Annotated in this window: 22 protein-coding genes; 8 read left to right on the top strand and 14 right to left on the bottom strand. The window is 54.5% G+C overall.

What is annotated here, in order from left to right:
* The 3 genes from B4U49_RS11650 to B4U49_RS11640 all read right to left on the bottom strand — a co-directional run.
* The coding region (locus tag B4U49_RS11650; RefSeq protein ID WP_143735636.1) for an ATP-binding cassette domain-containing protein at positions 1 to 551 on the bottom strand (551 nt) is incomplete at its 3' end.
* Between the two features lie 180 nt (positions 552 to 731).
* Positions 732 to 1,337: a BUD32 family EKC/KEOPS complex subunit gene (locus B4U49_RS11645; RefSeq protein ID WP_078084771.1), complete on the bottom strand. Its 606-nt coding sequence runs from the start codon at positions 1,335 to 1,337 to the stop codon at positions 732 to 734.
* Positions 1,338 to 1,564: 227 nt separating this feature from the next.
* Positions 1,565 to 2,290: a polyamine aminopropyltransferase gene (locus B4U49_RS11640; RefSeq protein ID WP_078084770.1), complete on the bottom strand. Its 726-nt coding sequence runs from the start codon at positions 2,288 to 2,290 to the stop codon at positions 1,565 to 1,567.
* 479 nt (positions 2,291 to 2,769) lie between these two features.
* On the opposite strand from B4U49_RS11640, the gene B4U49_RS11635 reads away from it, so the two are divergent.
* Both B4U49_RS11635 and B4U49_RS11630 read left to right on the top strand, forming a co-directional pair.
* Positions 2,770 to 4,428, top strand: a complete 1,659-nt coding sequence (locus tag B4U49_RS11635; RefSeq protein WP_078084769.1) for a hypothetical protein — start codon at positions 2,770 to 2,772, stop codon at positions 4,426 to 4,428.
* Between the two features lie 13 nt (positions 4,429 to 4,441).
* The gene (locus B4U49_RS11630) at positions 4,442 to 5,320 is read left to right on the top strand and encodes a hypothetical protein (RefSeq protein ID WP_143735635.1); all 879 of its coding nucleotides are present in this window, start codon (positions 4,442 to 4,444) and stop codon (positions 5,318 to 5,320) included.
* A gap of 105 nt (positions 5,321 to 5,425) precedes the next feature.
* On the opposite strand, the gene B4U49_RS11625 is transcribed toward B4U49_RS11630, so the two are convergent.
* Positions 5,426 to 6,658, bottom strand: coding sequence for a DUF4124 domain-containing protein (locus B4U49_RS11625; protein WP_078084767.1), 1,233 nt, complete (start codon positions 6,656 to 6,658; stop codon positions 5,426 to 5,428).
* Between the two features lie 335 nt (positions 6,659 to 6,993).
* Here B4U49_RS11625 and B4U49_RS11615 point away from each other — a divergent pair, with 335 nt between their 5' ends.
* Positions 6,994 to 7,731, top strand: coding sequence for a hypothetical protein (locus B4U49_RS11615; RefSeq protein ID WP_078084765.1), 738 nt, complete (start codon positions 6,994 to 6,996; stop codon positions 7,729 to 7,731).
* Positions 7,732 to 7,791: 60 nt separating this feature from the next.
* Here B4U49_RS11615 and B4U49_RS11610 read toward each other — a convergent pair whose 3' ends face one another.
* The 3 genes from B4U49_RS11610 to B4U49_RS11600 all read right to left on the bottom strand — a co-directional run bounded on the left by B4U49_RS11610 (position 7,792) and on the right by B4U49_RS11600 (position 9,523).
* Positions 7,792 to 8,604: a bestrophin-like domain gene (locus B4U49_RS11610; protein ID WP_078084764.1), complete on the bottom strand. Its 813-nt coding sequence runs from the start codon at positions 8,602 to 8,604 to the stop codon at positions 7,792 to 7,794.
* 106 nt (positions 8,605 to 8,710) lie between these two features.
* On the bottom strand, positions 8,711 to 9,145 hold the full coding sequence (locus B4U49_RS11605) for a cupin domain-containing protein (RefSeq protein ID WP_078084763.1): 435 nt from the start codon (positions 9,143 to 9,145) through the stop codon (positions 8,711 to 8,713).
* A 9-nt stretch (positions 9,146 to 9,154) separates the two neighbouring features.
* Entirely contained in the window at positions 9,155 to 9,523 is a 369-nt protein-coding gene (locus B4U49_RS11600) for a PH domain-containing protein (protein ID WP_078084762.1), read from the bottom strand.
* Positions 9,524 to 9,641: 118 nt separating this feature from the next.
* Here B4U49_RS11600 and B4U49_RS11595 point away from each other — a divergent pair, with 118 nt between their 5' ends.
* The 4 genes from B4U49_RS11595 to B4U49_RS11580 all read left to right on the top strand — a co-directional run bounded on the left by B4U49_RS11595 (position 9,642) and on the right by B4U49_RS11580 (position 12,253).
* Positions 9,642 to 10,886, top strand: coding sequence for an RNA polymerase sigma factor (locus B4U49_RS11595; RefSeq protein WP_078084761.1), 1,245 nt, complete (start codon positions 9,642 to 9,644; stop codon positions 10,884 to 10,886).
* A 119-nt stretch (positions 10,887 to 11,005) separates the two neighbouring features.
* The gene (locus tag B4U49_RS11590; RefSeq protein ID WP_078084760.1) at positions 11,006 to 11,389 is read left to right on the top strand and encodes a YciI family protein; all 384 of its coding nucleotides are present in this window, start codon (positions 11,006 to 11,008) and stop codon (positions 11,387 to 11,389) included.
* 41 nt (positions 11,390 to 11,430) lie between these two features.
* Complete coding sequence (locus tag B4U49_RS11585; protein WP_078084759.1) at positions 11,431 to 11,874, top strand: SRPBCC family protein; 444 nt, start codon at positions 11,431 to 11,433, stop codon at positions 11,872 to 11,874.
* Positions 11,875 to 11,902: 28 nt separating this feature from the next.
* Entirely contained in the window at positions 11,903 to 12,253 is a 351-nt protein-coding gene (locus tag B4U49_RS11580; protein ID WP_078084758.1) for a YciI family protein, read from the top strand.
* A 317-nt stretch (positions 12,254 to 12,570) separates the two neighbouring features.
* Here B4U49_RS11580 and B4U49_RS11575 read toward each other — a convergent pair whose 3' ends face one another.
* The 5 genes from B4U49_RS11575 to B4U49_RS11555 form a co-directional block, all read right to left on the bottom strand.
* Positions 12,571 to 14,196 carry a S8 family serine peptidase gene (locus tag B4U49_RS11575; protein WP_078084757.1) on the bottom strand — a complete coding sequence of 542 codons (1,626 nt, stop codon included), beginning with the start codon at positions 14,194 to 14,196 and terminating at the stop codon, positions 12,571 to 12,573.
* Positions 14,197 to 14,391: 195 nt separating this feature from the next.
* Positions 14,392 to 15,774 (bottom strand): MutS-related protein, encoded by a 1,383-nt coding sequence (locus B4U49_RS11570; protein ID WP_078084756.1) that lies wholly within the window; start codon positions 15,772 to 15,774, stop codon positions 14,392 to 14,394.
* A gap of 189 nt (positions 15,775 to 15,963) precedes the next feature.
* Positions 15,964 to 16,656: an aspartate/glutamate racemase family protein gene (locus tag B4U49_RS11565; protein ID WP_078084755.1), complete on the bottom strand. Its 693-nt coding sequence runs from the start codon at positions 16,654 to 16,656 to the stop codon at positions 15,964 to 15,966.
* 112 nt (positions 16,657 to 16,768) lie between these two features.
* Entirely contained in the window at positions 16,769 to 19,249 is a 2,481-nt protein-coding gene (locus tag B4U49_RS11560) for a hypothetical protein (RefSeq protein WP_078084754.1), read from the bottom strand.
* Between the two features lie 95 nt (positions 19,250 to 19,344).
* Positions 19,345 to 20,304, bottom strand: a complete 960-nt coding sequence (locus B4U49_RS11555) for a helix-turn-helix transcriptional regulator (protein ID WP_078084753.1) — start codon at positions 20,302 to 20,304, stop codon at positions 19,345 to 19,347.
* A 118-nt stretch (positions 20,305 to 20,422) separates the two neighbouring features.
* Here B4U49_RS11555 and B4U49_RS11550 point away from each other — a divergent pair, with 118 nt between their 5' ends.
* The gene (locus B4U49_RS11550; protein WP_078084752.1) at positions 20,423 to 21,046 is read left to right on the top strand and encodes a glutathione S-transferase family protein; all 624 of its coding nucleotides are present in this window, start codon (positions 20,423 to 20,425) and stop codon (positions 21,044 to 21,046) included.
* Between the two features lie 87 nt (positions 21,047 to 21,133).
* On the opposite strand, the gene B4U49_RS11545 is transcribed toward B4U49_RS11550, so the two are convergent.
* Together B4U49_RS11545 and B4U49_RS11540 are read right to left on the bottom strand one after the other, a co-directional pair.
* A complete protein-coding gene (locus B4U49_RS11545) occupies positions 21,134 to 22,426 on the bottom strand; it encodes a DEAD/DEAH box helicase (RefSeq protein WP_078084751.1) in 1,293 nt (430 codons plus the stop codon).
* Positions 22,427 to 22,622: 196 nt separating this feature from the next.
* Entirely contained in the window at positions 22,623 to 22,922 is a 300-nt protein-coding gene (locus tag B4U49_RS11540; protein WP_239692600.1) for a hypothetical protein, read from the bottom strand.
* Positions 22,923 to 22,960: the final 38 nt, after the last annotated feature.

Raw genomic sequence — 22,960 nt, 5'->3', positions numbered from 1 at the left:
TTGGTGGGCTCGTCCAGCAGCAGGATGTCCGGATCCGCAAACAGCGCCTGCGCCAACAGCACCCGCACCTTCCAGCCCGGGGCCACCTGCTTCATGGAGCCGAAGTGCAGGGACTCCTCGATACCCGCCTCCAGCAGGATCTCACCCGCGCGACTCTCCGCGCTGTAACCATCCAGCTCCGCGAACTGTAACTCCAGGTCCGCCACGCGCATGCCTTCTTCCTCACTCATCTCCGGCAGCGAGTAAATCCGGTCGCGCTCCTGCTTGATCTCCCACAGGCGGGTGTCTCCCATGATCACTGCGTCGACTACCGAGTACTCTTCGAATGCGAACTGGTCCTGACTCAGTACACCCACGGTACAGCCGGGTTCGATGGACACATTGCCTGCAGAAGGCGCCAGTGCGCCGCTCAGGATCTTCATGAAAGTGGACTTGCCGCAGCCATTGGCCCCGATCAGGCCGTAGCGGTTGCCGTTGCCGAACTTGGCAGAGATGTTTTCAAACAGCGGCTGGGCACCAAACTGCATGGTGATATTGGCGGTGGTGATCAAGAGGCTATTCCCGGGGGCTTACAGGTGGGCGGTATTGATGAGTGTCATCGATGACTGCCGCCACGCGCAGAAGCATGGCGGGCCGCGCACTATAAGGGCTTGCGGGCAGGGTGTCGAGAATTTCGCCTAATAATTGAACATTCGATAGTCGCAGGACGGGCAGGCTTCTGGCAATGATCCCTATGCGGGTTTGCGCAGCGATTTGGTCCAGGCGTGGAACAGGCCAACCGGGTTTTTCAGCTTTCCGCCGAGATTCACCAGTTTCCACTGCTCCGGATTCAGTAACTGCGGTTGCTGCTCGGCGAACAGGCGGTACAGGTGATAGCGGGTTACGGTTTTGGCGATGCTCCAGTCCGGGCGCCAGATACGCGAGCGCAGTGTGGCGCGCTCAAAATCCACCAGCCCGATGTTGCCCTCTGCATCGACAAGGATGTCTCTAAGGGGAAGGGAATGGCGCGCCACCCCAGCGGAAAGCATCTTTTCGACGATTGCCGAGAGGTCCCGCAGATTGCGCTCGCTGAGGGCTTTTACTGAGGCGCCTGGCAGGCGTGACATCTCGAGCAGGCGGGATGTGTCCGCAGAGCGGATCAACTGGGGGAATCCCGCGACACCACGCAGCCGCTGCAAGGCGGATTTTTCAATCCGATAACGGCGATCAACGCCCGGTCTTTGCTTGAAATACTTGGTCACCGACTCGGTGCCGACCTTGAGCAAGACCTTGCGGGTCTCGTAGATGCCATTGATGACACTTTTTCCCGTGGACCGGGAGCGAATTACATTTTCCATGAAACTTCCCTGTTTCAAGTGAGCTGCAGAAATAAATCCGCAGCTCAAATCCGAGAAATCATGCGCCATATGTTCGCCGCCAAACTGGTCTTCCGTGACTAACTGGCGCAGGCAATAATTTCATTCGTGAAATTATTATTACCGGGAAATGAAGATTTGGAAAATGTTTTTCGATGATCCGACGGGTTATTCTCCGCGTTAATTGCAGGGAATGAGCAGCCCCTACATTAGACCGACTTTATGCAGACGTAGACTGAGTTAGTAGATTCCTCGCTCATGAACGGGTTGTAAAACGAGATCACATGTGACTCCACCGACTCAAACACTGTCCCCAGTAACTCCTCGAAAGATTCCTCCGGCAGGTTTTGTGACCACATCGCGAATACCCCTCCCGGCGTCAACTGCTCCGCCATCAATGCCAGGTTGTCGGTGGTATAGAAACCCGCATTGGCTGGATTCAGGTATTCGGTGGGTGAGTGGTCGATATCCAGTAGGATCGCATCGAACTTTCTGCCCGGTTGTTGCGGATCAAAACCCGTTTGCGGTGATGTGGCCAGATCGAAGAAGCTGCCGTGTACGTAACGGTTCCTGGCATCGGCGTTTAGAATTTTTCCTAGCGGCACTTTCTCGTCGCGGTGCCAGCCGATCACGGTGTCGAGTGCGTCAACTACCAGTAACTCGGCGATACGTTCATCATTCAACGCCGCCACTGCCGTATAGCCCAGTCCCAAGCCGCCAACCACGACATCCAGCTGGTCACCCCGGGCCTTGGCCAGGCCTAGTGTCGAAAGCGCTTCCTCTGCTTCCACAAACATGCTCGACATCAGGAACTCTTCGCCGAGCTTTACCTCGTAAATATCCCGATCCCCGAGCGCCGGGATACGCCGCCTGCGCAGTGAAATCTCCCCAAGAGGAGAAGGTTGGCTATCGATTTCTTCAAATAACAGGGACATGGCGAATAAATCCTAACGCGACTGAAATGATGGCGAATATTTTCTTATGTGGAAAATTCCGCTAACTGGCCGCCAATATACGACGTCGATTACAAATAAACATCTGAAATTTTTCTCAATCACAGAACCCTGAAATATCAATCTGCCGCGATGGATACACGCGCTCTGAGGGGTGTCATCCCTTTTCTCAGCCAGTTTTGGCGAGAAAGTGTTGGCGTGTAATCGCGTGTAAGGGATTGTAATCGCACAGTAATTTCAAATTTTTTGGTCAGATTCTTTTTAATATCAAACAGTTGTCAAGTGTAACTTGATTTCCCCTAAGCATTAAATTTCGGCTTGTCACGAAAAACATTTTTCGGTCGTTGCCAAATAAAAATTCGCTGATATTCTCGCTGCGCTCGCCGGCTACATGACAAGGAGTTTTAGCCGGATGGATGAGGGTGTTAGTGAAAGCGAATCAACTAAAAAGGAATTTAACGATGAACGACACAGTTAGTGATCCCAAGGCAATTCAATTCAGTGAAGCGGGACAGCCCGCAAAAATAAACTACCAGGTTCCATTGCCCGGGGCACATACCGGACGCCGGATCATGGAGCTGGATCTGGGGCTGGGCAACAAGGACTTTACTGCGCTGGCCAGAGCAGCCGGAACCTCATACAAGGAGTCTCTGGGCCTTGATCCGAAGGTTAAGGACAATCTGATTCCCAATGATACTTTAGTAAAAAACTTTCTCAGCGAAAGTATCTACCGGATCAGTACCCGTGTGACTCGACTTCCTCAGGACGTAAAGCCGGCTCGTGCCCCCATCGACAACACCACCTCGCGCGCCGCAAGCAGCCAGCTGATGAAAACCATTGCGGCACTGAATGATGCAGTGGATCCCCGTGTTTTCAAGGAAAACATCCATACCGGAATTGTAATGGTGCCTACAGTCGGCTGGGCTGGCAACCTGACCTATACCCCGCATCCGGTTGATTCGTCAGAGAAGCCCAAAATATTCCTGGTGGAGCGCTATGGAGTCAGCTCGTTCCTGGGCGACTACGGTATGGGTAAAACGGTGAAGACGTTTACCCTGTTGCCCGGGGAAACAACGCGTATATCCATGCGTACCTGGCAGAGCACCAAGGAGAGCCGCGAGGAATCCTCCAGTATTATCGACTCACACGAGCAGTCCGCACGCGAGCGCTTTGCCGACAAAATCCAGAATGAAACTACCGACAAGCAGACCAAGTCCAAAACGGAGGAGTGGCATGTAGAAGCGGAAGTGTCTGCCAGTTGGGGTTTTGGTAGTGCCAGTGTATCTGGTGGCGGGAGCGGTGAGTACTCCAGTGGACGTGAGCAGTTTGCCAAGCAGGCAGCAGAATCCGTCAAGGAGCACGCTGCAGAATCTTCCAGCAAACGGGAAATGTCGGTAACCAGCAGCTCCGAGCGGGAGGAGGAATCCGGATCGGAAACCATTATCGAACGCACCATCAGCAACGCAAATATGCGTCGTGTCCTGAACTTTGTGTTCCGGGAGTTGAATCAAGAGTACATCACTAAGTTACACCTGAAGGACGTACGTGTGGCGTTTACCAACGGACGTCGCGACTCCTGGCGCGAAGTGCCTATTTCCGGTCTGTTGGGCTTCCTGCAAGAGTTTGTGGTGGAGCACAAAATCCCGCAGGTGGCCCGTGCCATCCTGAAGGTAGCGGGCTTTATCGCCGATAGCGAAGATATCATGGTGCCGACGCTAGAGCGGGTAAACCTCGTGGATCACGGCACTCGAATCGAGATCGAACCAGCCACTCTGGATGAAGATGGCGAGTTCCCGGTGCCCACCGCCAACAGCTATTACCGTTTCAAATCCGGGCCGCTGAATCAGGGCGAATCCAGCAATCCCGTGGATGGCGTTCTGTTGAATGACTCTCGCATCACCATGCGTACCGACAGCGTGATCGTTGAGGCACTGCTGGGGCAGGCGGATGCACTTGACGAATATGCGATGACCATCCAGCGCGCGGCAGCAAACAAGGAAACCCTCGCAAACGAGCGTGAACGCATTGTCCAGGCCGCGATCGCGGAAGCCAAGCTCGAGGATCGCCTCGAAACCATCGTGGATCTGAACCGTCTGTGCGCGCTAGAGACAGAAGAATAAGGAGGAAAAACCGATGCCTCCAAGACATCCAGTCACTGACGTAAGTCAGGTGCTCAATGCAACTACGCTGACACAGACGCCAGTGACAGATACCAAGGCAGCCACAGGCGGCAGTTCAGGGCCCGCCAAGGGGCCATCGATCAAGACATTGATGCTTTACGATAGTGGCGATTCTGGAATCAGCGGCTTCGCGCCAATCCTCGCACGCGCCTATTATCCGAAAGCAAAGCTGGTAGGTGTGGGCTCCGTTGCGGAACTGGCGGCGGCACTGAGCAAATACGGCAGAATCGATACCCTGGTTATCAACGTACACTCGGCACCGGGCCAGCTAATTATAGGAGGTCTTAACCCGACTACGGAGACCGTGCGCCAGGCGTTGGCGAAGACCGGCGTTACCGTGCAGTCAAAGATCGTATTTGAGGGCTGCCAGGTGATGCGAGATCCAATCGATACCTGCAGGATGGTGGCTAGTATCTGCGGGGCCAAGACACAGGTTACCGGCTTTACCTATCGCAGCGTCTTCAATACTTTCGAAATTGACTTTACGGACTTCAAGGACGCTGAGGAGATCCAGTCGTTTTACGACGACTTCACCATGGATTACATGGTACCGGGGCTTCCCTCGGCCAAGGCCTCTGTAGGTAAGGTCATTACCCACGGGCGTCGTTGGTTCCGGGATAAGTACGATGAGACGCTGCCAGAAGACGGGAATTTCTTGCATATCGAGAGTCTGGAAAGTCTGCAATCCTACAAGATCAGTACCGCTGAAGATGCCCAGCAGGCACTGGCTGACTTTTCCGGTCCGGTTGTGCCCGGCGCAAAAGTGACGGTAACTAATGTATCGGCCGTTGCGAATGCGGAGCAGGTGGAAGCGGAATCTGCCACACCGTGAGAAGCATGAGCTAACGCTCAAGGGATAAAAAAGGGAGTGGCGATGTATTTCGCCACTCCCTTTTTTATACCGGTGATTGACCCTGCTTGCATAGGCGCAGAAAACTTATGGGATGCTTCTGAGTTCAATGTTATCCAGAAAAAAGGCAAATGATCCGGTATCCCGCACTCCCCGGGTCATTCGCAGCTTCACGCTTTGTGCGTTCGGCGGCGCCTCCAATCTCGAAATGGTCAGTCTCTGCCAGCCGTCAATGTACTCCACATTGTCTTCGCGGTGCGCACTTTCACTACTGCCCTTGCACTCGGTCTCCTCATACCAGGAGACCCGGAATATCCCACCGCCCTCCTGATTAGAGCGGGAGTCGACTTTCACATCCGCAGCCGCGGAAAAAACTCGATCTGCACCAATATTGATACATTGAGAAAAGGTGTGCGCGCCGTAGCCGCCCTTGGCCGAAGTGATGGCAAGGCGCGCACCGCCGGTGTACCCCTTGCCCTCACCGGCAGTCCAGCGCGTGTCCCCGCTGGTCTGCCAGCCATTCAGTTGCTGGCTGAAATTCCCATTGAATACGTAGTTTGCTCCCAGTGGTCGGGTGAACTTGGGATCGTAGAAGGTGGCTGAGCGGGAAGTCTGCTGAAATTCTAAGGGTTCGAGAGCAATGTCATCCCACATCGCCTGCTCACCTTTGGCAGAAGTCCTGGATTGGGAAACGGTAATTTTTGCCGATTTCGCACTCAGGTTGCGCAACAGACGATCCCGGGTGACTTGCTGCCAACCACGTACAGAGGGCTTGGGCTCCAGATACGCGGCGAAGGTGCCGCCAGTGGAGCAGTCCTCACTCTTGTACCAGACCAGGTTGATCCTGTTCGTCTGGCGGGCTTTGAAGAAACCGACGGGCTGATAGCGTGCGGAAAGGCGATACCTGCGACCGTCTTCAAGCGGCACACACTGGGAAAGCTCCGCATTGTAGATGCGTCGCTCCTTGGGGTGTTCTGGTGGCGTAGACTGCACCGCAAGAGCACCGGTCTCGGGGAGCCCGGAACTTGTTGCCCACTGGAAGAAATGTGGATTCTTCTCGGCACTCCACCCCTCGATACCCTGAGAGAAATCGCCATTAAAAACCCGGTTACCGAATCTGGGTTTAATGGCTGCACCTTTCTCCCCACTGATATTAATCCGGGAACTCAGGGCCGCTTCATCGAGGTTCCTTTCCTCAATCTGCCCAGCGCAAGGCGTATCCTGAAAGCTCGTATGGCCGTCTACATCAGTACACTGGTAGAGCGCTGCAATGAGTGGCCGGGGTATCAGCAAGATGGCCAGTAGTAGATACGCACGCATGGTTAATATTCCTTATCCATTACCGCGAGCTTTCACTTTTCTTCGCACGCGCATGAAAAAATGTACAGATAGTCATCTATTGTCGGCTGCATGATGGCTAAGGTGCGTTCGAAATCTAAAGAAGGCTCTTTGCTTTCCGACTGCCCAAAGTCACTGCCTGTGATGAGTGCTGCGAATATGAAAAATGGTACTTGGTGAAAAGTAAGTACTCGCTTGCCGGGAAAGTGTTCCATCAGGTTGCTGATCTTTAATTTTTAATTTGCTTGGTTGCTGATCTGAGAAATTGGTTACTATATCGGCCAGAATGATTAACTAATTGTTTCACGGAGCGAAAAATGATTGAACAAAAATTGATAGTGGGCCGCTATCTTGAACTTAATACGCCAGTACCAGTTAATGCCAGGCCGGCGGCGAACGGTTTTCAGGAAGTGACCCGGCAGATACTTCATATTTCAAAATCCTCATCCAAATCCGCGCCGATGGCACCCAATAACCCGATGGCCGGATTTAACCCAACATTCAAACAGAAAATGGAAATTGGTTTCCAGCGCGCCGGACAACATGTGCAAAGTCAGATGGATCGCCAGAGAACCAGTAACGTTGGTACTGGGCATTCCCCCAAGGTGCACCGTAACTTTGCCTGGCTCGAGTGGTTGCCAGGTGTGGTAAGCGAAGTTCGTCCAAATGGTGTGGATATTCTCACCGGTCCCATGAGCGGCTGCTGGATCACAACTTATTTGCGCAATGGCGTGCGCTATGTCGGGCATGTGGGTACGGATATGACTCCTACTACACCAAATTCAATCGCGGCAAGAACAGCATGGAATAACTATGCCCGAGACGCGCAAATTGGTGCATTCTCTGGCTTCAACCCGTTTAATGATCCGTGGACTAATGGTGCCATGCCTGCGGCCTTGCCGGGAGAATCGAATCGTAAAACATTTGCCCTGGTGACCACCGAAGGGCACTTCTACACCGTGATTGCCTATCCCCAGGCCAGCCAGCCCACCCGTATCCGCATTGCCGGAATCCAGAGAAACAACCCATCACTGCCGATACGCGGCCAGATATAATCGCCGTTAGCGATTCAGGGTGCAGCGGAAGCCGGTAGAGGGGTCCGCTGCAAGCTCACGTCAAATTTCAGAGCCGGACTCAGCGGCTCTCTCCGCCTCATGCAGTTCCTGATTCAGCTCGGACATTGGCGCATGGTCTACGATCAGCAAGCCCTGATATGAACGATCCAGGTCGGCGATCAGCAAGATTACAATCGAGAACGACAGCGCCAACGCCAGGGATATTTGTGGTGAGCCCCGTCGCCCGGAACCGAGCTGGAAGCCGATACCAAACATAGCCAGAGAAGTAACCAGTGCCAGCGCTGCCCAGATTGGTGAGGGAATGCGGTAGCGGGCGCCCACATGGATTCGCAGTGTGTTGAAGTCGATCACCTCGTTGAGCGAGTCGACAAACTTGCCCAGGCGCACTCCGTCATAGTCCCCGTCACTGAGCTGCGCAACTACCTGCCAGAGTTCTTCATGAATTTGCTTGCTGCGCAGGACCCGTTGCTCAAAGTCCTCTACCTGTTTGGGGTCAAAGTCCCGCACTGCCGCATATTCCGCTAGCAATGCCCGCACCTTGCGCCGCTGTTCCAGAGGGAGAAGGTCTGCGCGCAGGTAGGTGGTGGATATGGCGTTAACCTCATTTAGTAGTAAGGCTTTACGCTGTAAAAAGCGTTCTGCCGTCGAGTTGAAGGTAAATGCCAGCAGGAACGCGAGAAGGCCGAGTATCGCTGCTACCGCACTGCCGATCGAGGCGTCGCTCATTTTCCCCTTGCGCGAACTACGCAGGCCAAAGAAGTCTCCAAGTGCCATGGCGAGCAGTACCAACAGCACGGAAAGGCCGCCAAAGTAGGGCAGGGAGAGGCGATTGAAAATGTCTGTTAAATCCATGCTGCAAACCGTCGTTTACAGCAAGTTTGGCCCAAGCTGTATTGGTCTGTGGTTCTTTATACGCCAGGCTCACCCAGGGCCGTTATTCGCGGTGAGCCCGTGACCATTACTTCCGGTACACGATAAAAATCACCAGGTCTTCATCACCCGTCTGTCGCAGGCCGTGGGAGTTCCCAGGGCGGGTGAGGATGGCCGTCCCGGGGCCGACTTCAGAAGTCGTTCCATTCATGGTCAGTTCCCCGGCGCCACTGATCACGTAATAGATCTCGTCCTTATGCTGCTCGTGATAGCCGATGGCCGAGCCAGGGTGCAGAATCCGCTTTTTAAACACCAGATCCATAGCGGGCACATCGGAAAAGAAAGGGAAACCTGTGGTTTCGCCGCCGCCTTTATGTGGACCGGATTGATTGATCGCGATATCTGAATCCTGCTGGATAAAATATCCGCTATCTTCCGCTTTCTGTGCCAGCGACACGTTGGCAAAAAGGGTGAGCGCCAAGCCCGATAAATATCGACTCGTTATTATTTGTAATAATTTCATAGCCTGGTACTAGAGCGCGTATCGACCAATATAGTGCGCGATATCCATCAGCCGCGCCTTGCCGCTGAACTCAAACCGTACCTTGCCCAGCGAGGAGAAGTACAACTCCAGTTCGCTATCGATATCCAAGGTACCGGAGCTCTCTACCGAGAAGGCGACGATATTCTTGTAGGGCAGGGAAGTGAAATCCTTCTTGCTACCGGTAATGCCCTGTACATTAACCGCAATAATGCGCTTGCTGGTAAAAACTACCCCGTCGCGCATGGATTTGAAGGAGTCCAGTACCTCCTCGCCATCGAGTAACAGCGGGGCGACCTTTTCGGCGAATCCGGCATTCTGTTTGAGTTTGAACAGGCTCTTGTTTTCAAAGTCGATCATAGAATTGTTGTCTATTTGTACGAGTTAACGGCTAAGTGGTACGACAGAGAATGCCATATCTTCGCTATAGTAAGTAGCCCGAGTAACGGCGCCCCTAAATCAGATAAAAATCACACTTATGGCGGAACTACTCCAAGCCCGAATACAAGAAATCTATCAAAATGAGTCGCGCCGTGTACTCGCTACGTTGATCCGATTACTCGATGATTTTGATCTCGCGGAAGAATCCCTGCACGAGGCCTTCAGCGCGGCACTGGCACAGTGGCCCGGCGATGGTATACCCGATAACCCTCGCGCCTGGCTGGTTTCCACCGGGCGCTTCAAGGCCATCGACCATCTCCGGCGAAAAGCGCGATTTGATGTGTCTTACGATGAGGTTGCCGAACGCCTGCAAGCCGAGCTCACAACGGATGATGAGCTGGAAGTCCAGTGCATCGAGGATGACCGGCTGCGCCTGATTTTCACATGCTGCCATCCGAGCCTTGCACCGGAGGCGCGACTTGCCCTCACCCTGCGCGAGGTGTGTGGGCTCACCACCGAAGAAATTGCCAGCGCCTTCCTCACCTCCACACCAACTCTGGCACAGCGCATTGTGCGCGCCAAAGCGAAGATTCGTGACGCCAAAATCCCCTATGAGGTTCCAGCCGCGGAACAGCTACCCGAGCGTCTCGACAGTGTATTGCACGCCATCTACCTGATTTTCAACGAAGGCTACTCTGCCTCTGCCGGCGATAACCTGATTCGCCACGACCTGGCGGCGGAAGCCATTCGCCTTGCGCGCTTGCTCTGCCAGCTGTTACCGGAGCCAGAGGTGGAAGGTTTACTGGCGCTTTTGCTATTGCAGGACTCGCGTCGCGCAGCCCGGGTTTCCGAAAATGGTGGCCTGATCCTGCTGGAGCAGCAGGACCGCTCCTTATGGGACCGGCAGCAAATCGACGAGGGAAAGGCGCTGACACTGCGTGCCCTGGCAAGCCGTCGTTTTGGTCCCTATACCGTGCAGGCCGCCATCGCTGCAGTCCACGCCGAGGCGGACTCGATTGCAGCCACTGACTGGCCGCAGATTGTCGGACTGTATGACGCCTTACTGGAAATGACCCCTTCGCCGGTTATCGAGCTCAATCGTGCCGTGGCCCTGGCCATGCGTGACGGCCCCGAACAGGGCCTGGTGGTGATTGACGGGTTGCTGGAGCGCGGCTTGCTGGCGGACTATCACCTGGCACACGCCGCCCGGGCTGACCTGTACCGTCGCCTAGATCGAAAAGATGAGGCGCGTGCCGCCTATCAGCGTGCCCTGGAGCTGGCACACCAGGGACCGGAACAACGCTTTCTCGCGGCTCGTCTCGCCGAACTGGAAACGGGCTGACTGCCGGGCCTAACAAAATTCTAAAAAAATGTAATCCACTGTCGAAAACCGATCTTCTCGATCGACTAACTAGTGAAACCGCCAACACGGCAACCGCCGGCAAAACAAAGGAGCAAACGATGAAGTATCTGGCGCTGGTCTATTACGACGAAAAGCTGATGCAGCAGAAGTCCCAGCAGGAATGGGATGATCTCAACCAGGAGTGCATTGCCTGCGTTGAGGGCCTCAGTGCAAGCGGTCACTTCATCGATGGCAGCCCGTTGATGCCCTCCAGCTCGGCTACCACCGTGCGTGTGCGCGATAACCGAGTCACCGTGACCGATGGGCCCTTTGCCGAGACCAAGGAGCAGCTTGCGGGCTTCTATATGCTCGAGGCTCGGGACCTCAATGAGGCCATTGCCCTCGCCGGCAAGATTCCGCCGGCCCGCTACGGCTCGGTCGAAGTGCGTCCTGCGCGGGAACTGATGGAGACTGGTAACGCGGCTGGCGGCGACGCCGGCTGAGTCAGTAAAAAACGCTAGCAGAGAATCTGAGGAGAATCACCATGCCCGGCACCGTACGCTTACACCGCGTGTTGCGCGCCCCCGCCGAGCGCGTCTATCGCGCCTTCACCAATCCGCATGCCATGGCCAAGTGGTCCCCGCCAGACGGCTTCTATGCGGTTTACGACCATTTGCAGGCCGAGGTGGGCGGTACCTACAAGGCCTCGTTTATCAACTTCACCACCGGGGAAAAGCATTCCTTCGGCGGGGAGTTCAAAGAACTGGTCGAGAATGAGCTGATCCGCTACATCGACATCTTCGACGATCCAAACCTGCCCGGCACCATGGAGGTCACGATAGCCCTCAAACCGGTGTCCTGCGGTACCGAGCTCACCATCGTGCAGGACGGAATCCCCGACGTGATCCCGGTCGAGATGTGCTACCTCGGCTGGCAGGAGTCGATGCTGGCGCTGGCCCGTCTGGTCGAACCGGAAATCAAACAGTAACTACGTTTAAACAGGGAAGGAATTAATCATGAAAAACTACCTCGCCATGTACCTCGGTACCCCGAACACCATGAAAGGCTGGGAAGGTCTGACTGCAGAGCAGCGCCAGCAGCGCATACAGGAAGGCATGGCCGCCTGGGGTGGCTGGATGGAAAGACACAGCGATATTCTCGTCGCCGAGGGTGGCCCGCTGGGTAAAACCAAGCGCATTGGTCCCGATGGCATTTCCGATACCAGCAACAACATGACCGGCTACGTCATCGTTAAGGCCTCGTCACACGAAGACGCCGCCAAGCTGTTTGAAAACCACCCGCACTTCAGCATCTTCCCCGGTGACTGTGTGGAAGTGATGGAATGCATGCCGATTCCAACTGCATGACTAATGTGGATAGAAGGATCTTTCACGCACGGCTTGGTTTATCCATATGAAAACTGCTAGCTTGGGATCAGTAGAGTTTTAGGAGTGTTTGAAGCCGAAAGAGGAATCGAAGTGGATTGGAAGCGATGTTTTATACGGATGGAATGTCGTCAGCTTTAACTCACATGGAAACTTATTTGAGAGAAAGTGGGCGTACGAATGCAGAGTTAAATGGAAGTGGGAAACTGTTTGCCCCACCATTTAATGCTAGGGAACAAGAGGCCCGCCGACTTTTGAATTCCGGCGAGTCTCTTTCAGTAGCTTCGTAAATTTACAGGTCAGTCCTGAGGGCCTGCAAATAGCTTTCCGATATTGCCTTCATACTTCCAGTTGGAGTTGCCGCCTTCAAGCTCATTCCAGTTGGTGGTGTAAAAATGATCTTGAATCTTGCTGCTGTAATAGCGATACAGGCTCTTGGTATTGCCGCTGAGAGGCAAATAGGCCGCAACACCATTGTATGACCAGCCATTACCGCCGCCGCCGAGCTCACCGTAATTCGCGGTGTACAAATGGTCGGTTTGTGACGAATGGTAGTAACGGTAAAGCGGTTTTGTGTTGCTTTGTTGGCCGCGGTATGCGTAGCCGATAACCCCTTCATACTTCCAGCTACTGTCCGGTGCAGACTGCAGTTCCCACCAGTTTTTTGTGTAAAAATGGTTGCCGATCTTGTCGTTATTGTACCGATGGAAGGCGGTATACGTATTCGATGTTCCGCGTGAATACGCAAACAGATTCGGAGTGTCAATGGTCTTCCGGTCATTAACCTTACCGTATGTGACCTTGCCCATCACGTTGTTTACAACACTGGCGACAGCGGCATTCGGAGCGCCCTGAAGATAAAGTGCCGCGATGCCGCTTACATGCGGTGCTGCCATGGAAGTGCCTTGCCAGGACGCCGTAGCGGTATTGCTGCTCGGGTATGCGGAGCGGACATCCACGCCCGGAGCCCAGACATCGACGCACTGGCCGTAATTGGAAAAGGACGCGCGAGCATCGTTCTTGTCGGTGGCACCGACGGTCAGTGCTTCTTTGACACGCGCGGGAGATTGAGTGCAGGCATCCTTGGCGTCATTGCCTGCAGAAACCACTACGGTAAATCCAGCATTGATTGCACTGCGAATTGCATTGTCGACGGAGTTAGAGGCGCCACCGCCAATACTCGCATGGATTATCGCAGGCTTTGTACCGTTTGAGACAACCCAGTCAAGGGCGGCAATAAAATCACTCCAGTCACCACTGCCGCTGCAGCTTTGTGTTCTTACAGAAACCAAGTTTACGGATTTCGCTACACCGTACGTCTTGCCGCCAATAGTACCGGCGACATGTGTTCCGTGGCCGTTACAGTCGGTTCCAGTGCCTTTGTTGTTGTTGATGAAGTCCCAACCGGAAGTTGCACGACCTTCAAATTGGGAGTGGCTGTTCTGGATTCCGGAGTCAAGAACATAAACTGTAACGCCGGCACCGGTACGGTCATAATTGTACGTGCCATTAAGGCTGGAGCCTCGCTGGTCGATCCTGTCTAAGTTCCAGGGGGCACTGGACTGAGTACCATCAAGCCAGGTTTTACCTACTTGCTCGATGTATTTTACTCCCGGTTTATTGCTTAATTTCTTGAGGGTTTCAATATCGCCTTCGACGACAAATCCATCAACAACCTTGTTGTATACCCGGTTTAACTTCAAACCGTTTTCATGAGCCACCTGCGTAGCGCGCTCGGACCTATTAAGGCCAGCATATTGTGAATTGATGACGCCATTTGATCTGGTTTCTTCTTCCATGACAACCAGATATTTTTTTGTTCCATTTTCTTCAAGTTGTAAAAAATTATCTTTTTTAGCGGCAAATGCCTGACTGGCACAGAGAGCGCCTAAAATTAAATTTAAAAAGATATTGCGTCCCTTCATTCTTACTCCAAAGAATCTAAAGAAATTATTAATGGGTAAATTTTAAATGTCGAAATGGTACAAATTAACCAGTTTTAATTTGTACCAATTAAGCAGTGTGCATTGTCAAATGCCAGCGGGAGATTAGCAGTAATCGATTTGTTGTTTAATAAATTTTTATTAACTTTTGATTTAAAAACTAATTAAAGATGGAACTTAAGTTCCAAGTGGAGCAGGCGAGGCTAGCGGGATATCCAATAAATCGAATATTCCCTCTTCTTTCAATACCCGCATTCCCAGTCTTTGGTCAGAAATCCCCGACCGCAATCGGTAATCGAAATCCAGTCGTTCTCCGCTCTCCACTGCCTCGAAATAGCGGCAGTCCACCTGGTTGTGCAGCTGGTGCAGATGCTCGCTGAGTTCAATCTGGTGGGACGAGAACATAAACAGGCAATTCTCTCTGGTCGAGAAGCGTTCGAGAATGGCCAACGACGCCTCAAAAGCATCTTTCACATTGGTGCCTTTAAACGGCTCATCCATCAAAGCCAGCACCCGCTCACCTTTCGCCACCGCTTCAGCTACGGCCTTTACCCGTAGTGCCTCTGCGCGGAAGTAGCTCACCCCGCGCCGCAGGTCGTCGGTCAATGATATGGAGCTGAACAGCCACTGTACCGGAACAAAGAGGAAGGACTTTGCTGGTACGCCCATACCGAGGTGTGCGAGATATAGGGCCGTGGCAAAGGCGCGCATGTAGGTGGTCTTGCCGGCCATATTGGGACCGGTCAGGAACAGAATGCGGTGATTCTGATTGAGCAATACAGGATTGGCGGTCGGGTTGGTGAGATAGGGATGGTAAAGTCCCTCGGCAGCGACATACAGGGGACCGGAATAGATCTCCGGCATGTTAAAACTGTGTTCGCAGTTGGCATCCGCCATTGAAACCAGTGCATCCAGTTCATAATTCAGCGCCTGCAGGCGCTTCAGAGTTTCCTTTTCCTTGATACGCAGGGTCTGGTCGAGCTTGAGCATCTTCCAGGTGCCCCAGACCGCGACATCGAAGTCCGGCACCATACGAAGGTTGGGACGCGATAGCAGTACGCGGATTTGTTGCAGCAGCGGGCCCAGCTCTCCAGGTGTGGATTGCAGGGCTGGCAGGGCGACAAACCGACGCAGGGCACGGATCATGCGGCAGGCTGCCTGGGCGCCCTTTACGATGCTGAAATAGTGACTGTCCTGATTGGCCCAGACCTGGAAGGCGCCCAGGGTAAACTCCAGTCGATTACGGAAATCCAGGCTTGGAAGGATTTCTTCCAAATAGTCCTGTGTCCCCTCAACCGCATAGATCGAGGGCATCTGCTTGAAGAGTGCGCGTTGCTCTATGATAAAACGGATCGCCTGCTGGGTACTGTCGATACGCTCCGCACTGGACCAGGGATTCTGCATCCTTCGCCGCAGTACCACCGCGCCGCCCACCGAACGCGTGCGATTGCAGAAATCAAACAGGCTTGAATCGCCGGTATCGGATTCGAAAATCTCCAGATCTTTGAAGGTATGGGAATCAACACCGAGAAGGTCGGACGGGTTGCTGCAGCTAGGCATAGGCAGGCTTCCGGTTTGCGAATCGATACTGGATCGGAGGCATTGCTTTCGCAGTCGCGATGCCGTATTTATTTTTGTTAGTACGTACCATTTAAGCAGAAGTTGACATGAATGTAATCCATGTCACCGCATGCGTGGTATGGATGGTATATCGGGGAAGAAACGGGTAAGGGGAGCTCTCTACCTGCGCTAACGCAATGCAAGTGCTACACCCTCTACTGCATGAATTTCCGCCGTATCATAGAGCGGGATTTCTGTATCGGACTGCTGCACCAGCAAAGCAATTTCGGTGCATCCCAGAATCACTGCCTGTGCGCCTCGCTGGTGAAGGCTATCAATGATTTCCAGATACCGCGCCTTTGATTCAGAGTTAATGATCCCCTGGCACAGCTCCTGGTAAATCACATCGTGCACCAGAGTCTGTTCCTCGGGCGCAGGAGTAATTACCTCGATACCGAAGTTCTCCACAAATCGTCCCTTGTAGAAATCCTGTTCCATGGTGAACCGCGTACCCAGCAAGCCGACGGTGGTGACGTTATCGCGCACCAGCTGTTGCGCGGTTGCATCGGCGATATGCAGAATCGGGATCGAAATATTTGACTCGATCTCATGGGAAACCTTGTGCATGGTGTTGGTACAGATCATCAGGAAGTCCGCACCACCTTTCTCTACAGATTTGGCCGCCTGTGTGAGAATCCTGGCCGTCGCGGGCCAGTCACCGGCATGTTGCAGTTGTTCAATTTCCGCGAAGTCCACGCTGTACAGGCAGATCTTGGCCGAGTGCAGGCCACCCAGTTCCGCCTTTACCCGCTCGTTGATCGCCTTGTAATAACTCGTGGTTGATTCCCAGCTCATCCCACCTAGCAGGCCAATCGTCTTCATACCAATTTCTTTCCGTACTGTGGATAGCATCATTTGTGTCGGCACTTTGGGCCGGTGATCGGTACGAGACAACCCGCGGCAAAAGGCGCGGGTTGTCTCCATTGGATATGGCCTACTCGGCGGTTATCTTGGTAAAGAAGCGTCTTTCGACGCCATTTTTATCCAGGTCATCTCGAACGACGGTATAGAGCGCGTAGCTATTTTGGTTCGCAATAATTCTGCTGCTACCGGTGAACAGAAAGATCTTGTCTGGGAACTCTTCTATCTGTGCCAGCTCGAAATCGCTGTTGAAGCGCTTGAAAGTGGCGGTGTACTGCTGAGCACTGGAATCAAAGGGGTTTCCGGCATTGATGATGCCATCCTGGGTCCAGATAACTTTGACTCTGCCCGACGTAGAGACAAGGCCCTCGACGGTGCCCACAAGTTGCTGTGATGCAACGTCAATAACTTCACCAGTCCTGACGTTTACCGCAAGCGTGCGATCGGGCGAAAACTCAAGCGATCCAAGGTTGGGCAGGTAAGTTTCATTGTCGAACTTATCGAGCTGAAGTGTGTCCCGGTTAAGAGTGTAGCCCTTTGGTGCATGTATCGAGACATTGTTGGGCTGATACTGGTAGCCGGCTTCCAGCTGCTGGGTGGCGGTTTCCACCGGGTTAAATGCGCTGTCGAACACCTCAACATAGTGGATCGCATCTGCACCGGTATAACTGCTGCGGACCAGGTACCCACCTTCAAATTCCAGCCCTGTGAGCCAGTCGTAGAGTGGCACCGTCAGGCTGGCCTGTAACGGTTTCGGCTCGGTATCCGACAGGTTGAAGTAGCGAACTTCACTGTCTTGGAATATCACTACCACGCGGTCGAGCGCTTCCGAATACACCAGACGAAAGTCTTCCTGTGCAGTACCGAGTGTTTTGTCCAGACGCAGTGGTTCAAGGAATCGTTCGGTGTGTATATCCCAGCGAATCAGCTCGCCAACCACGGGGCTGCAAGACTCCCAATAGCAGGTGTCCCAGAAGTAGGCCACACCCCGCGCATCGACAAAATGCGGTATCCCGTAGATGAGATCGATATAGCAGCGAGATCCATTGCCATCGGTAGCATCGGCACAATTCCGGTTCTGCGGATAGCTATCCTGTGTATCCGCTACTCCATCACTATCGTCATCGGTGTCGGCGACATCGCCGATACCGTCGCCGTCAAAGTCGGTGGATTCCGAAGCATCCAGCGGGAACAGGTCTTCGTCGTCCACAACACCGTCGTTATCGTCGTCCGGGTCTTCTTCGTTAATGATGCCGTCATTGTCCGTATCGCGTCTGTCGACTACGTAAACGTCACCCACATAGAGTGAGAAGCTATCGCCATCTGGGTCAGTGGCCTTTACGCGAACTTGATAGTCGCCGGGTTCTTCGAAGGTCAGTTCGAGAATTCCATAGCCGCCGCGCTTAACCAGGACGAAGTCGTCGATATTTGAGGCGTCGATTTTGGTGCCACGTTTGAACTCGTACATTTCCGGATCCATACGCAATACGTCGCCGTCGTAATCCGTCAGGTATTTGTCGTAGAGACTGAAGTTGACCTCGGTACCCATCTCCACACGGCGGTCATCGGTAAAATAAGCACGGCTGTTCTTTTGCGGCGCCCTGTTTTCTGCTGAAAAGAAGTCTACCTCGCCGTTGGTGATATCCGACATGCGCACCCTTACGCCCGCATCGGAAAAGCTCTGACTGGACGTGGAAAAGAAGAGGATTTCTAGATCTCTGTCACTGCTCACACCGACGAGTTGCATGACCCCGAAACTTTGCCCGGTGCCGGTAATATTGGAACCCTCGGCAAAGCGGTCACCAATATTGCTCGACTGCTTCTTGAGGACCGCAACGCCATCGGCAAGATTGCCCAGTCCGCCGCTGATATTCAGTGCGTCGGTGAGGGAATAGGGGAATGACATGGGCAACTGGTAGGTGAAGCTCTCGGAAGAATACACTTCGCCACTTTCTCCATCTTCCGCCTCGATGTCCGAAATCACCTGTACGCGTCTCGGCTCTTCATCAGTACCCGGTACCTGAACCAGGGTCGTCCCGCGGATGAAACTGGTGCTTTCCGCATCCGTGGTTCCGAGGTCAGTAAAGCGCAGTTCAATCTCATACGCGCTCTTGTTGTCGGGCTCGGATATGTCGATCTCCATAAAGCCGTGCAATGTGGTGGCGGCATCGATGTAGCAGCCATCAAAGGCGATTTTCTGCAGGGCGCCGCCTTCAGAGACCGTATTTGTTACCAAACCGCCTGCAGGGCAGCTGCTTTCTTTGGTGCCGTTGTTACTATCGGAAAATGCCGGTACCCCCATAGGGTTTGTGAAATCATTGATCAGGGCGTTGTTGAACGCGATAAATTCATAACCGATACCAACAAAGGTAGAGACGTTGTCCGGAGTAATGTCCGCGGTCGGTGTCACTTCAATAATGGTCCCCGGCGGGGTGCCTCCTGTGGGAGGGGTGCCAGGCGTGTTTTCGTCGCCACCGCTGTTACCACCACCACCGCAGGCAGAAATTGCAAATACAGAAAGGAACAGGAGGTGCTTCGGTGAAGGAAGTTTCATGATGTTATTTTTTTAGGTAACGGTTTGTGGACTGGTCGAGAAGTAAGGTGCTGCGCTCGGTGGCGACAGATCCTGAAGGAATGGCGTCTTTTATATCACGCGGTGGTCATCAACAGTAGTTTCTCTGCATGCCGGCGCAGCTCGGTTTTGAGATCCGCTGGCGAGAGAATTTCAAACTTATACGGCAGTCGCACCAGTTGTGAAGCAAACCAGCCCAGGCAACCGGTCTGAGCGCGCCACAGCACGCCATCTCCTTTCGGCGTCAGCAGGCCGAGCTCATCACCTAGCATCCTAGTGGCGCTTTCCAGATCCGTATGCAGCAGCAACTCCACCTCAAAGCCCTGTTCCATGGCCGCAAAGCTGCCGCTGAGATAGCCGGCGGCATCGAAGTCCTGTGGCCGCTGGAACGGCGATTCCAGTGCGCGTAACTGACGCATGCGGTCGAGGCGGAAGGTGCGGATCTCGGCGCGCAGGTGGCAGTGACCCACCGCGTACCAGCGGCCGTAGCGGAACACCAGCCCGTAGGGATCGAACTCCCGTTGCGTTATCTCCACACCAGCGTTGTCACTGCCGCTGGTGTAATCAAACACCACGCGGCAGCGGTTCTGGGTGGCGGCTGCCAGGGTTGCCAGGGTGGCGCTGTCGGCCGCTGCCTTTGGCAGCAGATCGAGGGTGACACTCTCATCGAGGGAGCTCAGTTGCTGCTTCAGCTTCTGCGGCATTACCCGTTCCAGCTTGGCCTGCGCACTGACCACGGCGGTGGAGACATCCCCCGCACTGAGGCTGCGCGCCGCCAGCAGGCCGAGGGAAATGGCCAGGGTTTCATCATTGGTGAACATCATCGGCGGCAGCTTGTAGCCAGATACCAGCCGGTAGCCACCGTAGCGCCCGCGCTCCGCGGTCAGTGGAATGCCGATTTCCTCAAGGGTCGCGATATAGCGACGCAGCGTGCGGCCGTCCACGCCCAGCATCTGTGCCAGCTCGCCCCCGCTGGCATTGCCGTGACTTTGCAGCAGCTCCAGCAGTGCCAGTACCCGCGTCGTCGGATTCGACATGAATTGCATCCTGCATTTTTTATTAGGGCGGAATATAGCCTATTTGAAGACTAGAGTATTCGCATTCCGGTCACACACCGTGACGGATGATGAGAAGCCAAAGCAACGGAGAGCTGCTATGCAAGATGAAGTGATTTTCTACACCAACCCACAATCCCGCGGTCGCCTGGTGCGCTGGATGCTGGAAGAAGTGGGTGCTCCCTACCGCACGGAGGTGCTCGAATATGACGGCACCATGAAAGCGCCGGCCTACCTCAAGATCAACCCCATGGGCAAAGTGCCGGCTATCGTCCATCGTGGCGAGGTAGTCACCGAATGCGCGGCCATCTGCGCTTACCTTGCGGATACCTTCCCGCAAGCCGGGCTGGCACCGCTGCCGGAAGAGCGCGCCAGTTACTACCGCTGGATGTTCTTTGCGGCCGGCCCGCTGGAGTCAGCGATTACCGACTTCAAAGCGCTGGGCGTGGAGCCGGATGCACAGAAGCAGAAAATGGTTGGCTACGGCACCTACGCCGCCGTGCTAGACAATCTGCAGGCTTGGCTCCGGGAGCACACCTATATCTGCGGCGAGCGTTTTACCGCGGCAGACATCTACGTAGGTGCACAGATTACCTGGGGTGTGGAGTTCGGCACCATTGAAAAGCGCCCGGAATTTATCGACTACGCCAAGCGGGTCACCGCGCGTGATGCGCATCGCCGCGCCACGGCCAAAGACGATGCGCTGGAGGAAGAGAAGGTCTGATGGAAAAGACCTGAGGGTGCAGCTTTAGCGCTTGGGGCGGCCATTGGTGGCCGCCTCGTCTGTTTGGCGCTTAGCGTATACGGCCGATTACTTTTTGATACCACCCCACGGGGTTTTGCGGGAGGGACTGCCGGACGGACTGTCAGTCGCAGGTTTGGCAGGTTTTTTTCGGCAGTCTGTTTTGTTGACCTTCTTGCTCGTCTTGCCGCCCTTCGGTGAAAAATTAAGGTTGGACGCCGGCAGATCCTTTACCACCGGAAACTCCTCGACCGTCACCCGCTCAATGATCTTGCCAAGCCGGCGCTCCACCGCGCACAGGCGTTTGAAATCGTCCTTGGATACCAGTGACACCGCCTCGCCGGAAGCACCCGCGCGGCCGGTGCGGCCGATGCGGTGGATATACTCATCGGCGTCGTCGGGCATATCGTAGTTGACCACGCGCTCCAGCTCATCGATATCAATACCGCGGGCGGCAACGCCGGTGGCTACCAGTATGTTGATCTCACCGGACTTGAAGCCGTCGAGAATCCGCGAGCGCGAGGCCTGGCTGCGGCCACCGTGGATGGATTCCGCCGCAATACCGCGCTTTTCCAGCTGGCTTACCAGCTTCGCTGCGCCGTGCTGGGTGCGGATAAAGATCAATGCCTGGGTCCAGTGACGCTCGTTTATCAGGTGGCTAAGTAACGCCGACTTGTTGTGCTTGTCCACCGCGATCAGCCACTGGGAAATTTTCGGTGCAGACTGCGTGTTTGCCGCAATGGACACCTCAAACGGATTCTCCACCACGTCCTTCGCCAGCGACCTGACCTGGGGCGACAGCGTCGCGGAAAACAGCAGGCTCTGACGCTGCTCGGGCAGACGCGCAAGGATTTTGTTGAGGTCATCGATAAACCCCATATCCAGCATGCGGTCTGCCTCATCCATCACCAGCATCTGTAGCTCGTCGAAATAGAGTGCGCGCTGGTGTGCCAGATCGAGCAGGCGCCCCGGCGTGGCCACCACAATATCCACACCCTCAATCAGCTGCTGCTTCTGCGGTTCCAGGTCCACGCCGCCCACCATACACATGGACACCACCGACAGGTGCTTGCCATACAGCCGGATATTGTCCTCCACCTGCATGCCCAGCTCGCGGGTGGGCACCAGGATCAGCGCGCGAAAGCGCTTTGCCCGCCGCTTGCGTTCGCCACTGAGCAAATCCAGCATCGGCAGCACAAAGGCCGCGGTCTTGCCGGTGCCTGTCTGCGCAGTCGCAATTATGTCCCTTCCATCCAGGATGGCGGGAATCGCTTTGCGCTGGATCTCGGTGGGGGTTGCATACCCTTTCTCTTCAAGGGCTTGCAGGATCGGGGCGCTCAATCCCAGGGGGTGGAATGTCATCTGGATTCTCTAAAGGGGGGTAGCTAGGGGCATTGGCCGGTGAATGGCCAGCGGCTGGTTTCAGCGCGGCATGGTAACAGTAAAGTACAGGGTAGGCGCCGGTTAACTATTAGGCGTCGGGAGTAGGCGTCGGGAGCGGTTGCTCCCTTAGGCGTTATGCGCGGTCGGTCCCTGACCGCAGAGGGGCAGATTCCGTTCAGGTAATGGCCCATACGACGAGTGACAGCACCAGCCCCGCCAGCAGGAACATCAGGCCCTTGAGCATGAGTGATTTCGGATAGTCGGCTTCCTTGTGAATCAGGGCGTAGGGCAGACCCGTTATCGGTCCGAGAATGAGAGACGACAGCCCCCAAACCCAGCGGTTATTACCCAATGCCGTCAGCGCAGCCATCAGGCCACCGAACCAGAACAGCGTAACGCCGATTACCAGGATGATGAATATCGGTATGGCCAGCCACTGATTGGCTAGAAATACCTTGAGGATTTCCTGTTCCATAATGTTTCCGGGTGAATACTTTGGCGCGATTGTAGCAA

The sequence above is a fragment of the Microbulbifer mangrovi genome (assembly GCF_002009015.1).
Classification (GTDB): Bacteria; Pseudomonadota; Gammaproteobacteria; order Pseudomonadales; family Cellvibrionaceae; genus Microbulbifer; species Microbulbifer mangrovi.
Note: the sequence above shows the minus strand (reverse complement) of the source record. Positions and strands in the feature narration are given on the sequence as shown.

Coding starts and splice junctions, on each gene's coding strand:
- B4U49_RS11645 (WP_078084771.1), bottom strand. CDS start 1,337: ATGGAAAATGTAATTCGCTCCCGGTCCACGGGAAAAAGTGTCATCAAT.
- B4U49_RS11640 (WP_078084770.1), bottom strand. CDS start 2,290: ATGTCCCTGTTATTTGAAGAAATCGATAGCCAACCTTCTCCTCTTGGG.
- B4U49_RS11635 (WP_078084769.1), top strand. CDS start 2,770: ATGAACGACACAGTTAGTGATCCCAAGGCAATTCAATTCAGTGAAGCG.
- B4U49_RS11630 (WP_143735635.1), top strand. CDS start 4,442: ATGCCTCCAAGACATCCAGTCACTGACGTAAGTCAGGTGCTCAATGCA.
- B4U49_RS11625 (WP_078084767.1), bottom strand. CDS start 6,658: ATGCGTGCGTATCTACTACTGGCCATCTTGCTGATACCCCGGCCACTC.
- B4U49_RS11615 (WP_078084765.1), top strand. CDS start 6,994: ATGATTGAACAAAAATTGATAGTGGGCCGCTATCTTGAACTTAATACG.
- B4U49_RS11610 (WP_078084764.1), bottom strand. CDS start 8,604: ATGGATTTAACAGACATTTTCAATCGCCTCTCCCTGCCCTACTTTGGC.
- B4U49_RS11605 (WP_078084763.1), bottom strand. CDS start 9,145: ATGAAATTATTACAAATAATAACGAGTCGATATTTATCGGGCTTGGCG.
- B4U49_RS11600 (WP_078084762.1), bottom strand. CDS start 9,523: ATGATCGACTTTGAAAACAAGAGCCTGTTCAAACTCAAACAGAATGCC.
- B4U49_RS11595 (WP_078084761.1), top strand. CDS start 9,642: ATGGCGGAACTACTCCAAGCCCGAATACAAGAAATCTATCAAAATGAG.
- B4U49_RS11590 (WP_078084760.1), top strand. CDS start 11,006: ATGAAGTATCTGGCGCTGGTCTATTACGACGAAAAGCTGATGCAGCAG.
- B4U49_RS11585 (WP_078084759.1), top strand. CDS start 11,431: ATGCCCGGCACCGTACGCTTACACCGCGTGTTGCGCGCCCCCGCCGAG.
- B4U49_RS11580 (WP_078084758.1), top strand. CDS start 11,903: ATGAAAAACTACCTCGCCATGTACCTCGGTACCCCGAACACCATGAAA.
- B4U49_RS11575 (WP_078084757.1), bottom strand. CDS start 14,196: ATGAAGGGACGCAATATCTTTTTAAATTTAATTTTAGGCGCTCTCTGT.
- B4U49_RS11570 (WP_078084756.1), bottom strand. CDS start 15,774: ATGCCTAGCTGCAGCAACCCGTCCGACCTTCTCGGTGTTGATTCCCAT.
- B4U49_RS11565 (WP_078084755.1), bottom strand. CDS start 16,656: ATGAAGACGATTGGCCTGCTAGGTGGGATGAGCTGGGAATCAACCACG.
- B4U49_RS11560 (WP_078084754.1), bottom strand. CDS start 19,249: ATGAAACTTCCTTCACCGAAGCACCTCCTGTTCCTTTCTGTATTTGCA.
- B4U49_RS11555 (WP_078084753.1), bottom strand. CDS start 20,304: ATGTCGAATCCGACGACGCGGGTACTGGCACTGCTGGAGCTGCTGCAA.
- B4U49_RS11550 (WP_078084752.1), top strand. CDS start 20,423: ATGCAAGATGAAGTGATTTTCTACACCAACCCACAATCCCGCGGTCGC.
- B4U49_RS11545 (WP_078084751.1), bottom strand. CDS start 22,426: ATGACATTCCACCCCCTGGGATTGAGCGCCCCGATCCTGCAAGCCCTT.
- B4U49_RS11540 (WP_239692600.1), bottom strand. CDS start 22,922: ATGGAACAGGAAATCCTCAAGGTATTTCTAGCCAATCAGTGGCTGGCC.